10 protein-coding genes are annotated in these 13,798 nt (G+C 66.4%); 4 read left to right on the forward strand and 6 right to left on the reverse strand.

The features are described 5' to 3' along the window. Positions 1-108: 108 nt before the first annotated feature. The gene (locus WDM86_04950; protein MEI9989368.1) at positions 109-1,554 is read left to right on the forward strand and encodes a coniferyl aldehyde dehydrogenase; all 1,446 of its coding nucleotides are present in this window, start codon (positions 109-111) and stop codon (positions 1,552-1,554) included. A 32-nt stretch (positions 1,555-1,586) separates the two neighbouring features. On the opposite strand, the gene WDM86_04955 is transcribed toward WDM86_04950, so the two are convergent. From WDM86_04955 to WDM86_04975, 5 genes are all read right to left on the reverse strand, one after another. Then, positions 1,587-2,372, reverse strand: a complete 786-nt coding sequence (locus WDM86_04955) for a 3-hydroxybutyrate dehydrogenase (GenBank protein ID MEI9989369.1) — start codon at positions 2,370-2,372, stop codon at positions 1,587-1,589. Between the two features lie 12 nt (positions 2,373-2,384). Next, positions 2,385-3,128 (reverse strand): acetoacetate decarboxylase, encoded by a 744-nt coding sequence (locus WDM86_04960; protein MEI9989370.1) that lies wholly within the window; start codon positions 3,126-3,128, stop codon positions 2,385-2,387. Then, positions 3,125-4,261 carry a patatin-like phospholipase family protein gene (locus tag WDM86_04965; protein MEI9989371.1) on the reverse strand — a complete coding sequence of 379 codons (1,137 nt, stop codon included), beginning with the start codon at positions 4,259-4,261 and terminating at the stop codon, positions 3,125-3,127. Before WDM86_04965 ends, WDM86_04960 begins: the two co-directional genes overlap by 4 nt. 85 nt (positions 4,262-4,346) lie before the next feature. Then, positions 4,347-5,183 carry an aminoglycoside phosphotransferase family protein gene (locus tag WDM86_04970; protein ID MEI9989372.1) on the reverse strand — a complete coding sequence of 279 codons (837 nt, stop codon included), beginning with the start codon at positions 5,181-5,183 and terminating at the stop codon, positions 4,347-4,349. Between the two features lie 6 nt (positions 5,184-5,189). Next, positions 5,190-6,740: a DEAD/DEAH box helicase gene (locus WDM86_04975; GenBank protein MEI9989373.1), complete on the reverse strand. Its 1,551-nt coding sequence runs from the start codon at positions 6,738-6,740 to the stop codon at positions 5,190-5,192. 256 nt (positions 6,741-6,996) lie between these two features. Here WDM86_04975 and WDM86_04980 point away from each other — a divergent pair, with 256 nt between their 5' ends. Next, entirely contained in the window at positions 6,997-7,839 is an 843-nt protein-coding gene (locus tag WDM86_04980; GenBank protein ID MEI9989374.1) for a sterol desaturase family protein, read from the forward strand. 50 nt (positions 7,840-7,889) lie between these two features. Further along, a complete protein-coding gene (locus WDM86_04985; protein MEI9989375.1) occupies positions 7,890-10,178 on the forward strand; it encodes a M20/M25/M40 family metallo-hydrolase in 2,289 nt (762 codons plus the stop codon). A 9-nt stretch (positions 10,179-10,187) separates the two neighbouring features. Here WDM86_04985 and parE read toward each other — a convergent pair whose 3' ends face one another. After that, complete coding sequence (gene parE / locus WDM86_04990) at positions 10,188-12,155, reverse strand: DNA topoisomerase IV subunit B (GenBank protein MEI9989376.1); 1,968 nt, start codon at positions 12,153-12,155, stop codon at positions 10,188-10,190. 165 nt (positions 12,156-12,320) lie between these two features. On the opposite strand from parE, the gene WDM86_04995 reads away from it, so the two are divergent. Continuing rightward, entirely contained in the window at positions 12,321-13,727 is a 1,407-nt protein-coding gene (locus WDM86_04995) for an ATP-binding protein (GenBank protein MEI9989377.1), read from the forward strand. The last annotated feature ends 71 nt before the right edge of the window (positions 13,728-13,798 follow it).

Genomic DNA, 13,798 nt, shown 5'->3' on the forward strand with positions numbered 1-13,798 from the left:
TCAGTGTGGCCGAGGGTTCGTAAAAAACTCTTAAGGGCGCCATTGAGGCGGTGCGGCGCAGCGACTAGATTGACAAAATATCAGGAAATTCAGGGAAAGGGACACAATATGAGCGCCGCCGAAGCGAGACCCGATCCGGCCGCCGAGATGCGCCGCGTCCTGGACCTGCAGAAGAAGGCCCATCTCAAGGATGGCGCGCCCAGCGCGGAGAGGCGCATCGAATGGCTCGATCGCGCCATCGCGCTTCTGGTCGGCCACAAGGACGCCATCACGGACGCGCTCCGCGAGGATTTCGGCCACCGCTCGGTCGAGGCCTCGCTGTTCACCGACGTGTCCGGCTCGATCGGCCCGCTCAAGCACGCCAGGGCGCATCTGAAGAGCTGGATGAAGCGCGAGAAGCGCAAGGTGACGCCGACCATCCTCGGCCTGTTGGGCGCCAAAGCCCATGTCGAGTATCAGCCCAAGGGCGTGGTCGGCGTGATCAGCCCGTGGAATTTTCCGTTCAATCTCACCTTCAGCCCGCTCGCCGGCATCTTCGCCGCCGGCAACCGCACGATGATCAAGCCCAGCGAGTTCACGCCGCGCTCCTCCGAGCTGATGGCGCGCATGTTCCGCTCCGCCTTCGACGAGAGCGAAGTCGCGGTCTTCACCGGCGGCCCGGATGTCGGCGCCGCCTTCTCGCGGCTCGCCTTCGACCATCTGCTCTTCACCGGCGCGACCTCGATCGCGTATCACGTGATGAAGGCGGCGGCGGAGAATCTCGTGCCGACTACGCTGGAGCTCGGCGGCAAGTCGCCGGTGATCGTCGGCGACAGCGCCGATCTGTCGCTCGCCGCCAAGCGCGTGATGTTCGGCAAGACGATGAACGCCGGCCAGATCTGCCTGGCGCCGGACTATGTGATGGTGCCTGAGAACAAGGCGCGCGACTTCGTGCACGAGGCGGCGAACGCCGTCAGCGCCATGTTCCCGACGCTGAAGGACAATCCGGACTACACTTCGGTGATCAACCAGCGCCACTACGACCGCCTGCAGGGCTATCTCGACGACGCAAGGTCCAAGGGCGCCGAGATCGTGGAGCTCAATCCGGCCAAGGAAGATTTCCGCCAGCAGCCCTATCACAAGATCCCGCCGACGCTGGTGCTCAACCCGACCGACGACATGAAGATCATGCAGGACGAGATTTTCGGGCCGCTCCTGCCGGTGAAGACCTATGGTGCGGTCGACGAGGCCATCGGCTACGTCAACGCGCACAGCCGCCCGCTCGGCCTCTACTATTTCGGCAGCGACAACGCCGAGCAGGAAAAGGTGCTGACGCGCACGACCTCCGGCGGCGTATCGGTCAACGACGTGGTGATGCATGTCGCGATGGAGGACCTGCCGTTCGGCGGCATCGGCCCATCGGGCATGGGCTCCTATCACGGCATCGACGGGTTTCGGACCTTCAGCCATGCCAAGGCGGTGTTCCAGCAGACCGGCCGCGACCTGACCGCGATGCTGCGGCCGCCCTACGGCGCCGGCATCCGCAAGATGCTGGCGGGCAGCATCAAGGCGTAGCTTCGACCCTCTTCTTGAGGGAGGGTAGGGATTTACTCCGCCGTCCAGCCGCCATCGACCGAGATATTCGCGCCGGTGATGTTCTTCGCCGCGTCGGAGCACAGGAACACCGCGATGCCGGCGACTTCCTCGACCGTCACGAACTGCTTGGTCGGCTGAGCGTCCAAGAGCACGTCGTTGATGACCTGTTCCTTGGTCAAGTTGCGCGCCTTCATCGTGTCCGGGATCTGCTTCTCGACCAGCGGCGTCCAGACATAGCCGGGACTGATGCAGTTGACCGTGATGCCGTGCGTCGCGGTCTCCAGCGCGATGGTTTTGGTCAGGCCCGCGATGCCGTGCTTGGCCGCGACATAGGCCGATTTGAACGGCGAGGCGACCAGCGAATGCGCCGACGCCGTCGAGATGATGCGTCCCCAGCCGCGCTTCTTCATGCCGGGCACCGCCGCGCGCATGCATAGGAAGGCGGAGGTCAGGTTGATGGCGATGATCTGCTGCCATTTCTCGACCGGAAACTCCTCGATCGGCGCCACGAACTGGATGCCGGCATTGCACACCAGGACGTCCGCCGCGCCGAAGGTCTTCTCCGCCAGCGCGATCATGCCGGCGACCTCGTCGGGCTTGGTCATGTCGGCCGGCGAGTAGATCGCCTTGACGCCGAAATCGGCCTCGATGCCGGCGCGCTCTTTCTCGATCGCCGCGGCGTCGCCGAAGCCGTTCAGCGTGATGTTGGCGCCTTCCTTGGCGAAGGCCCGCGCATAGGCGAGCCCGATCCCGCTGGTGGACCCGGTGACGACGGCGGATTTTCCCTTGAGCGACATGGCGATCTCCTTCTACGCGAGGTAGTCGTGCAGCACACGACCGTAAGGTAATACGAAATCGACGATCTGGTGCCGGCCGCCGACGATTTCCAGCACCGGCAGGTCGGCGACGCGGCAATTGACGTGCGGGATCAAGTGCAGCCGCGCCGGCCCGTCCCACGCCTCATGCACCACGATGTCTTCGAGATTGTAGCCGACGAGCTGCGCGATCTTCGGCCCGCCGTCGACGTCGGGAATCCATTTGAGATTGACGTTCAGCTTGGCGATGCCGGCCTTCACCTGGTCGAGCTTGTCGGCGAGGCTGACAGGCTTGTAGGCCATCGTGCCCAGCGCGACGCGCTCGTCGTCGTAGTGCAGCGTGCCGGTCAGCGTGTCCTTGATGACCGTCAGCCGCGGCACGCCGTATTTCTTGGGAAAGCCCCAGATCTCGCGCCCGCCGGTGATCGGCGGCTCGTCGTCGAGATACATCTGGACCGAGAAATTGCACGGCTCGCCCTTGTAGGACGCGAGAATGCCGGTGCCGCTCTCCTCATAGTCGCCGAAGCCCGAGGCATCGGGCATCTTCATCCACTCGTAATAGGCGAGGTCGCCCGGCGCCGGCTCCAGCGGTTCGGGCAGGGCGGCGCGGATCGCGGCCGGATCCGTTCGATAGGTGATAATCAAATACTCCCGCCGCACGAAGCGGAACGGCCCCTTGGGATAGCTCGGGCTGAACAGCGGCATCGAGCTGGCGCCGAGGATCGCGTCGCGGTTCATGGCATGTACTCCGCCGTCTCGATGGTCTTGCTCGCGATCTTGTCGCGTTCGCACAGCATCTCGCCGCGCTTCTTCATCGCCTGCCGAATATCGGCGAGCCCGGTGCGCCAATGCTCGAGCATGGTCTGGCGCGAGAATTCGTAATCCTTGGACGGCCCTTCATAGGGCTTGCGGCGATAGCAGAGCTTCACCACCGTCACCGCGTTCTCATAGGTCAGATCGCCCAGCAACGCCGCGTTCGGCGAGGCGCGCAGTTCCTCCGGCAGCTCGGCCAGCAGCGCGCGCAGCGCCACCTTGGCCGCGTGGATCTTCATGTCGAGATCGGTATTGTGATCGGTGCGGCTGGCATAGCGGATGTCCTTCTCGCGCTCCGCCGCTTCCAGCAGCGTGCGCGGCAGCGCCCCATGCGCGTTGAACAGATCGACCTGGAAGATCAGCAGATCGTCCTTCGGCTCGTTCTGCATCACATATTGCAGCGGCGTGTTGGAGACGACGCCGCCGTCCCAATAATGCTCGCCGTCGATCTCGACGGGCGGAAAGCCGGGCGGCAGCGCGCCCGAGGCCATCACATGCTCCGGCCCGATGGCGCAGTGTTCGTTGTCGAAATAGACGAGCGCGCCGGTGCGGATGTTCACGGCGCCCAGGCTGAGCCTGATCTCCTTCGCGTTGATGCGGTCGAAATCGACCAGCCGCTCCAGCGTCGCGCGCAAGGGCGCGGTGTCGTAATAGCTGAGCGCCTCCGGTGCGCCGGGCGGATAGAACACGGCGGGCGGAAGGCGCGGTCGGAAGAAGCCCGCGACGCCGACCGTCGCCGTCCACGCCGCCGCCGCCTCGCCGTACAGGGTGCGCAGCGTCGAGTCGGGCATGTTCACGTTGAACGGCAGGACGGCGCTCGCCGTCTCCCAGAATTCGCGCAGGCGCGCCAGCCGGTCCTCGCGCTTGTTGCCGGCGATGAGCGCCGCGTTGATCGCGCCGATGGAGATGCCGGCGATCCAGTCGGGCCGGAAATCGGCTTCGGCAAGGCCTTCGTAGACGCCGCCTTGATAAGAGCCCAGCGCTCCGCCGCCCTGAAGCACCAGAACGCGCCGCGCTCCGGCGCCTGTCCTGGGAGCTTGGGTCGTGACCGAATCCATCCCGCAAGCCTTATATTGCAGCGCAAAAAATATAGGCCTCGCGCGGAAAAATTGCACGCGCCGGCGGATGAATCTTTGTTCGGTTTCAACCGTCCAGGAGTGTGAGCGCCGTCAACGTCGCGGCCGCCCAGGTCGTGCCGCGCTCGGTCTGGGGCCGATGCCGTGCGTTCCACAATGCGGCGATGCAATTGCGCGCGACGCACCAGCCGAGCACCCGCTCGCGATCCAGGCCCAGCCGCTCGCAATAGATCCGCACGCGGCGGTCCATCTGAGTCTTCGATGCGAAGATATCGGGTCGCTCCGGCGGATTGCGCAGCGGCGCCGCGAGTTCGAAGGCGAGTTCGCCGCGCACACCTTTCGGGTCGATCGCCAACCAGCCCCGCGCCACGTCGCACAGGATGTTCTCGTGATGCAGATCGCCGTGCAGCAGGACCGGCGCGCTCTCCGTGGCATCGAGTTCGAGGAACAGCGCCCGGGCGCGGTCGACGATATCCTTGGTCAGCGGCGGATGGGCGACATGGCGGGCATATTCGGCCCTTTGCTCCTCATGCCCGGGCCAGTCGGCCGGATCGGCCCTGGCGCCTTGCAGATTCTCGATCGTGTCGCAGACGATGTGCGTTGCCTCGTCGTCGCGGCCCTCCAACACAAGCGTCTTGAGCATCGTGCCCGGCGCGATGCGCTCGACCAGGATGGCGCGGTCGTCGCTTTCCAGCACGCGCACCGTGCCATGGCCGTTATGCAAGGCGAGATAGCGCGCGCTCGGCGCCTCGTCGCTGTCGGCCTTGAATGCCTTGAGCAACGCGCGCTCGCGCCCCCGTGTCGCAAAGCAAAGCCAGGACGAGTGCGTTTCGAACGGCGCGCCATCCGGCGTCAGGCCCCACTGCTCGATATGTTCGCGCAGCGGGTCGGGCGGAGCGGCCATGACGCTCTACGCGTCGGCCTTCTTCGGCAGGTTCACGGGCCTGAGCAGAAAGGCCGGCAATTCGTGCTTCTCCGGCTTCACCGGCGCCGCATCGTTCTTGCGATCCTGATGCGCCTTGTGCGGCCGTTCGCGCTTTTGCTGAGCGGGCTGCTGGGCCTGCGGCTCGCGATGCTCGCGGCGCGGCTCCGGCTTCTTCTCGTGCCGGGGCTTCTCGTGACGCTGCGGTTCCGGCGCGCGCGCCTGTTCGACCGGCGCCGGCGCGGCGACCGCTTCGGTCGGCGCGGCGGGCTCCATCGGCGCCACATGGTCGTGGAATTTGTCGGGGCGGAAACGGTCGCGGCGCTCGCCGCGTCCCCGTCCGCCGCCCTTCTGGCCGCCGCGGCGCTCTTCGTCGCGGCGCGGCTTGCGGTCCTCGCGCACTTCGATGTTCTCCATCGTCTTGCGCGGGATTGTCGTCTTGGTGAGCTTCTCGATGGCTTCGACCTGGCGCTCGTCGCGCGGCGTCGCCAGCATATAGGCAAAGCCGCTGCGCCCGGCGCGGCCGGTGCGGCCGATGCGGTGGACATAGTCGTCCGGGTGGAACGGCACGTCGAAATTGAACACATGGCTGACGGCCGGAATGTCGAGGCCGCGCGCCGCCACGTCGCTGGCGACGAGGATCTTGAGGTCCCCGGCGCGGAAGCGGTCCAGCGTCTTGGTGCGCAGCGACTGGTCGAGATCGCCATGCAGCGGGGCGGCGTCGAAGCCGTGCTTGACGAGCGATTTGGACACCACGTCGACATCGCGCTTGCGGTTGCAGAACACGATGGCGTTGTTCAGCGTCGGCTCCGCTTCGCGGATCAGCCGGCGCAGCGCCTCGCGCTTGGCCCAGTCGTTGGCCGGGATGTTGACGACTTCCTGCGTGATGTTCGACGCGGCGGTCGCCGGGCGGGCGACTTCGACGCGCACCGGATTGTGCAGAAACTGGTCGGTCAGCCGCTGGATCTCCGGCGGCATGGTCGCGGAATAGAACAGGGTCTGCCGCGTGAAGGGGATGAGCTTGCAGATGCGCTCGACGTCCGGGATGAAGCCCATGTCGAGCATGCGATCCGCCTCGTCGATGACGAGGATCTGCACCTGGCTCAGCATCAGCTTGCCGCGCTCGAAATGGTCGAGCAGCCGGCCCGGCGTGGCGATCAAGACATCGACGCCGCGATCCAGCTTCTTCTCCTGGTCGTCGAACGAGGTGCCGCCGATCAGGAGCGCCATCGAAAGCTTGTTGTACTTGCCGTATTTCTCGAAGCTCTCGGCGACCTGCGCCGCCAGCTCGCGCGTCGGCTCCAGGATCAGCGAACGCGGCATGCGCGCCTTGGCCCGGCCGCGCGCCAGCATCTCGATCATCGGCAGGGTAAACGACGCCGTCTTGCCGGTGCCGGTCTGGGCGATGCCGATGATGTCGCGCCGCTGCAGCACATGGGGGATGCCCTGCGCCTGGATCGGGGTGGGGACGGTATAGCCGCTGGCCGCCACGGCCTTCAGCACCTCGGCCGACAGGCCAAGGCCTTCGAAGCCGTTCACCACGGCGGCGGCAGGGGGGCTGGGTTCGACAGAAGAAACCGGGGATTCAAGTACTTCTGCAATGCCGGCTTCCGCGCCGGCGGTCGTCTCGATGCTCGTCTTACGCTCCTGATGGGGCGCATTTCGAGCGCCCGAAGTCGATGGCCCCTATCGGCCCGACTCGATATGCAACGCAATGTAGGCGCAATTTTCTTACTTTTCAACCCGCGGCAATTGCGCCGAGAGTTCCGGCGACGGACGGCCGGGCGGAAGGCGTTTGACAGCGGTCGAGAACGGGAACCTCGGCGTGGGCCATGACAAGGAATTGCTGCGCCAAATCGTCGGTCTCGTCATCGCCTTTGGCGTGCTGACGATCCTCTATGGGATCCTCGCGCGGCTCTGGCCGTCGGTGCCGGGGCAGAGGGTCTTCCGCAAGGGCTTCTGGACCGATTGCGTCTACTGGCTATGGACCCCGATCATCACCAAGGCCGTCACGCCGCTTGCTATCGGCATCGTCGTCTTCCCGCTCGTCCTGTTGTTCGGGCTGCACTATCAGACCTTGGCGCAGGGCCATGGCGGCCTCAGCCGCCAGCCGCTCTGGCTTCAGGGCATCGAGGTCTTCCTGGTCGGCGATTTCTTTGGCTATTGGCAGCACCGGCTGTTCCATCGGGCGTGGCTGTGGCCGTTCCACGCCGTGCACCACTCCTCCACCGAACTGGACTGGCTGTCGTCCGTCCGCCTGCATCCGGTCAACGACATCGGCGCCAAGCTGATCCAGGCGGTGCCGCTGGTGGTGCTCGGCTTCAACCTGACGACGGTCGCGCTCTATGCTCCGGCCACCACCTTCTACGCCATCATGGTGCACGCCAATCTCGACTGGGACCTGGGACCGTTCCGCGCCGTTTTGGCGAGTCCCGCCTTCCATCGCTGGCACCACACCAAGGCGGACGAGGGCCAGGCCAAGAATTTCGCCGGCGCCTTTCCCGTCTGGGACATCCTGTTCGGCACCTACTATATGCCGCGCCGCCAGCCGACCGCGTTCGGCATCGACGATCCGATGCCGGCCGGCTTCATCGGCCAGATGATCCAGCCCTTTCGCGCGCGTCCACCCGCCGCCTGACGCGCCCGCGTTTCCGCGATACAGTCGCGGCCGGCGGGAGAGGGTGTTCCATGGATTTGAAATCGTCCGGCACGGGCTTGCGCCTCGTCGCGCTCGCGCTGGTCGCGGTCGCGATCTGGTTCGCCGGCGCCACCTTCGACGGTTTGCCGCGCCCACTCGGCGCCGACGCCCCGGCGACGGAATTCTCCGCCGCGCGCGCCTACGCAACGCTGGGCCGCCTGCTCGGACCGGAAGTGCCGCATCCCGTCTCCTCGCCCGCCAACAAGGCGGTGCAGGGCCGCGTCCGCGCCGAATTCGCCGCGCTGGGCATCAGGACGAGCCTCTATCGCGGCATGGGCTGCGAGGCCCGCGCGGATTACGGCTTCTTCGCCTGCGGCACCGCCGAGGACATCATCGCCGAGGTCGCGCCGGGCGCGGGCAAGGCCATCGTCCTGGTGGCGCATTACGACTCCGTCCCGGCCGGTCCCGGCGCCGGCGACGACCAGTCCAGTGTCGCCACCATCCTGGAGACCGTGCGCGCCCTGCAGGCGCGCGGCATGAAGACGAAACATCCGATCATCGCGCTGCTCACCGATGGCGAGGAGGCGGGCCTGCTCGGCGCTCACGCCTTTCTCGACAATCCTGTTCTTCGCGCCCGTGTCGGCATCGCGATCAATGCCGAGGGGCGGGGCAATCAAGGTCCAAGCCTTCTGTTCCAGACCAGTCCCGGCGACGGACCGCTCATCGATCTCTACGCCAAGAACGTCCCCGCTTACGCGACCGGTTCGCTGTTCGCGGTGATCTACAAGATGCTGCCCAACGACACCGACCTGACGGTGTTCCTCGACCACGGGTTGCCCGGCTACAATTTCTCGTTCCTCGGCCACGTCGCCGACTATCACACCGCGCAGGACCGCCGCGCCAATCTCAGCCAGGCGACGCTGCAGAGCCATGGCGACAGCGTGCTCGGCGTCGCCAGTGGGCTGATGCAGGCCGATTTCGTGACGCTGAAGGGCGGTGACGACATCTATCTCACCCTGTTCGGCAAGCTCTTGCCGCACCTTCCCGCCTCCCGGGCGGTGCCGCTCGCGATTCTCGTGCTGGCGATGCTTCTTGCGGCGGCGTGGCTGTCGCGCGTCGATGTGGCGGGCATCGGCCGATGGCTCGCCGCGTTCTCCATCCCGCTGGTGGCCGTTGCCGGCAGTGCCCTCCTCGGCTGGTTCCTGCATGTCGTTGCGGCGACGGTATCGGGCGGGCCCGATCCGTCCTACGCCTATCCCGCCTGGCTGCGGATCGCGCTGGCACTTGGCATCGCGGCGGTGATGCTGCCGCTCTCGCGCTGGGCGAGCGTGCGCCTGACGGCGCTGTCGGTCTGGACCTGGATCGGCGCCCTCGGTCTTCTCACCGCCGTCCTGGTGCCGGGCGTCAGTCCGTATTTCCTATTCCCGGGCCTGATCGGCGCCGCCATCCTGCTGGTTCAGACGCGCCTGCGAGGCGCCTGGTCCGGAGCGGCCGGCGAGATCGCGCTCTTCATCGCCGCGCTGCCGATGATGGCGGTTTGGCTGTCGCTCGCGAGCACGGCGGAAACGGTGCAGGGCCTCGCGCTGCATCCGCTGTTCACGGTTCCGGTCGCCTTCGGCGTCCTGCCGCTGGTGCCGTTGCTGGCCGCGCGGCCGTTGCGGCGCATCGAGAGAAACACCGTCGTGGCGGCGCTGGCTGCCGCCGCGCTGGCCTTCGCGATCGTCGCCGGTCTTTCCCCCGCCTATAGCGCCTACGCGCCGCAGCGCCTGAACATCGACTTCGTCGACGATCACGAAACGGGCGGGGCGTTCTGGGCCGCCGATGCCGGCGCGCCCTTGCCCAAGGCGCTGCGCGCGGTCGCCCCCTTCGGCGCCAAGCCCGTCATGGCGACGCCGCTCGCCTTTCAGAAGTCCTATGTCGCGCCCGCCGGGGCGCTGCGTTACGCCGAGCCGCGCGTCGCCGTGACGGCGCAGCCCGTCACCGGCGGCCGCTCGCTGACGCTGACCTTTCGCGGCTCGCCGCAAGCGGATCGCATGGTGATCCTGGTGCCGAAAGAAGAGGGGCTCCTGCGCGCCGAGATCGACGGCCATGTCTTCCTGCCGGCGGCGCGCAGCCTCAATCCTGTCGGCACGATCATCGCCTGCGTGACGGCGGACTGCCGCGACAAGTCGGTCAAGCTGGTCTTCTGGCGGCCCGGCCCCAAGCATCTTGTGCTCGGCGAACAGCATTTCGGCCTGCCGTCCGACGGCGCGAAATTTGAGGCCGCCCGCCCCGCCGAGGCGGTCGCCTCGCAGAGCGGCGACACCACCATCGTGTTCACCCGGTTGGTCGTGCGGTAACACCGCCCGTCACACGTCCACGCCGGTCGCGAATTGCGCGTTTTCCTGGATGTACTGGAAGCGAAGCTCCGGCTTCTTGCCCATCAGCCGCTCGACGATGCTCTCCGTGTCCTTGCGGTTGTCCTCGGCGATCTCGACCTGCAGCAGCGAGCGCGCGCCCGGCTTCATCGTCGTCTCTTTCAATTGCGCCGGCATCATCTCGCCCAGGCCCTTGAAGCGTCCGACCTCGACCTTGGCGTTGGCCTTGAACACCGTCTTGAGGAGCTGGTCGCGATGCTTCTCGTCGCGCGCATATTCCGTCTTGGCGCCCTGCGTCAGGCGGTAGAGCGGCGGCATGGCCAGATAGAGATGGCCCTCGCGCACGAGCTGCGGAATCTCGCGATAGAAGAACGTCAGCAGCAGCGACGCGATATGCGCCCCGTCGACATCGGCATCGGTCATCACGATCACGCGGTCGTAGCGCAGATCGCCCTCGCGGTATTTCGCGCCCGTGCCGCAGCCCAGCGCCTGCACCAGGTCGCTCAGCTCCTGGTTCTGCGCCAGCTTGCCGGCCGCCGCGCTCGCCACGTTGAGGATCTTGCCACGCAGGGGCAGCACCGCCTGGGTGGCGCGGTCGCGCGCCTGCTTCGCCGAACCGCCGGCGCTGTCGCCCTCGACCAGGAATATCTCCGTGCCGCCGCGCCCGTCGCGGGTGCAATCGGCCAGCTTGCCGGGAAGGCGCAGCTTGCGCGTCGCCGATTTGCGCTGGGTCTCCTTTTCCTGCCGCTTCTTGAGCCGGTCTTCCGCCTGCTCGATCACGAAATCGAGCAGCTTGTCGGCCTCCGCCGGGCTCTCCGCCAGCCAGTGGTCGAAGTGGTCGCGCACCACCGTCTCGACCAGGCGCTGCGCATCGGGCGAGGACAGCTTGTCCTTGGTCTGGCCCTGGAATTCCGGCTCGCGGATGAAGACCGAGAGCACGGCGCAGCACGCGCTCATCACGTCATCCGCCGTCACCAGCGCGGTCTTGCGGTTGTTGACCCGCTCGCCATGGCTGCGCAGCGCGCGCGTCAGGGCGTTGCGCAGGCCCTGTTCGTGGGTGCCGCCCTGCGAGGTCGGGATCGTGTTGCAGTAAGAGTGCACGAAGGGATCGATCTGCGGCGTCCACACCGCCGCCCATTCCACCGCGCCCTTGCCGTCCTTGTTCTCGGTGCGGCCGAAGAACTCGCGCTGGGTGACGGTGTTGCTGGAGCCGACCTCGCTCTTGAGGAAGTCGAGCAACCCACCGGGAAATTTCAGCGTATCCTCGGCCGGCGTCTCGCCCTTGATCAGCGCCGGATCGCATTTCCAGCGGATCTCGACGCCGCGGAACAGATAGGCCTTCGACTTGACCATGCGATAAAGCGTGGCCGGCGAGAAATGGCAGTCCTTGCCGAAGATCTGCGGATCGGGATGGAACGAGACGATCGTGCCGCGCCGGTTGACCGGCCCCATGTCCTTCAGCTTGCCGACCGCATGGCCGCGCTCGAAGCGCATCTTGCGCGAATGCTTGTCGCGAGCGACGTCGACTTCCATCCAGTCCGACAGCGCGTTCACCACCGAGGCGCCGACGCCATGCAACCCGCCCGAGGTGTCGTAGACCTTGCCGCCGAACTTTCCGCCGGCATGCAGCGTGGTCATGATCACTTCCAGCGCCGACTTGCTCTTGAACTTGGGGTGCGGGTCGGTCGGGATGCCGCGGCCATTGTCGCGGATCGTCAGCACGTCGCCGGCGTCGAGTTCGACCTCGATCCGGTTGGCGAAGCCCGCCACCGCCTCGTCCATCGCGTTGTCGAGGATTTCGGCCGCCAGGTGATGCAGCGCCCGCTCGTCGGTGCCGCCGATATACATGCCGGGCCGCCGGCGCACGGGTTCCAGGCCCTCCAGGACCTCGATGTCCTTGGCGGTGTAGCTTTTCCCCTGGGGGGCGTCGGAGTCGAAAAGATCGGGTGATTTGGCCATGGCCTGACGGTCCGGGAACTTTCGCGATTCGGGCAGGCGCTCATGATAACAGCGAAAGTTCCCGCGAAACCACTGTATCTGCTGAGCAATTCTTAACGTTGCTCTGCTTACAGTGATTGCCGGCCGTGCGGAAGATCGCCGCCCTGCGAGCGCGATGATATGCACATGGATACCGCATTCGGATTGAGGGGCGCGCGCTTCACCCAGGCGCGCCTTCAGGCGATTATTGCCGCCCTGCCGCTGTCGACCGGTCTCAACCCGCTCGGCGTGGCGGTCGCCTGCTTTCCTTTCTTCGAAGCCCAGTCGATCTTCGGCCATCTGCCCTGGAGCCACCTCGTCATCGCCCTTGTCCTGCAAGGCGTCGGGTCGCTTTGGGCGATGGAGCTTTACCGCCGCAACCGGGACGCGATCGCCGATCCCGGCCGCCTCGAATGGCAGCTCGGCGTCCTGCAGTTCGCCGTCAGTTCGGCCTGGGGCGCGACAATCTGGCTGTTCTGGGATCCCGCCTCGCAGGTCAACCACCTCTTTGTCGGGCTCATCGCGGTGACGGTGGTGTGGAACGTCCTCTTCACGCGCCTGTCGCACACCCCAATCTTCCTCGCCGGCGTTGTGCCCTTGATCCTGGCGCTCTGGGCCCGAACCTTGACCGGGACGGATTCGGCTTCCTTGGTGCTCTCCCAGCTCCTGCCGATCTGGGCGACCTATATCGTGATGATGGGCCTTGCCGGCCGGGTCCGCGTCGACGCCGCGTTCAAGACCGAATTCGCCAAGGAGGACCTCTCGATCGCCCTGCGCGAGAGCAAGCGCGAGGCCGAGCGCAAGCGCGTCGAGGCGGAGAGCGCGAACGCCTCCAAGACCGTCTTCCTCGCCAATATGAGCCACGAGCTGCGCACGCCGCTCAACGCCATCCTGGGCTTTTCCGACATCATCGCCCGCCAGGCGCTCGGCCCCGGCGAGACGGCGCGCTATTCGGACTACGCTTCCGACATCAACGCGTCGGGCGCGCATCTGCTCAGCCTGATCAACGACCTGCTCGACGTCGCCAAGATCGAGGCCGGCAAGATGGAGATCGACCCGCAGCCGCTCGAAGCGGCCCGCGTCATCGCCGAGATCGGGCGGCTGATGGCGCCGCGCGCCGCCGCGCGCGGCCAGACGATCGCCTATGACGTCGACGGCGCGCTGCCGCGCGTCCTGGCCGACGAGCGCGCCTTCAAGCAGATCGTACTCAATCTTCTCTCCAACGCCGTCAAGTTCACGCCCGAGCGCGGACGGATCGCCGTCGCCGCCTGCTGCGCGGCGGAGGGCGGCGTGCTGATCAAGGTCGAGGACAACGGCCCGGGCATCGCCCCCGAAAAGCTCGAAACCCTGTTCAAGCCGTTCAGCCAGATCGACAATCGCTACGGACGGCAGGCCGGCGGAACCGGTCTCGGCCTCGCCCTGGTGAAGGGTCTCGCGGTGCTGCATGGCGGGCGCTGCTGGATCGAAAGCACGCTCGGCCGCGGCACGATGGTTTTCGTTTACTTTCCGTTAGCGATCGAAGAGCGGAACAGCCGCGCCCGCGCGAACGGATAACCTTTATCCGTCTCAGAGAATTTTAAGAACCCATGCGTACGATCCTCGCTGCCCCGTGTGCCGGGGCGCAA

Source organism: Rhizomicrobium sp., from assembly GCA_037200045.1.
In the GTDB taxonomy this organism is placed as follows: Bacteria; Pseudomonadota; Alphaproteobacteria; order Micropepsales; family Micropepsaceae; genus Rhizomicrobium.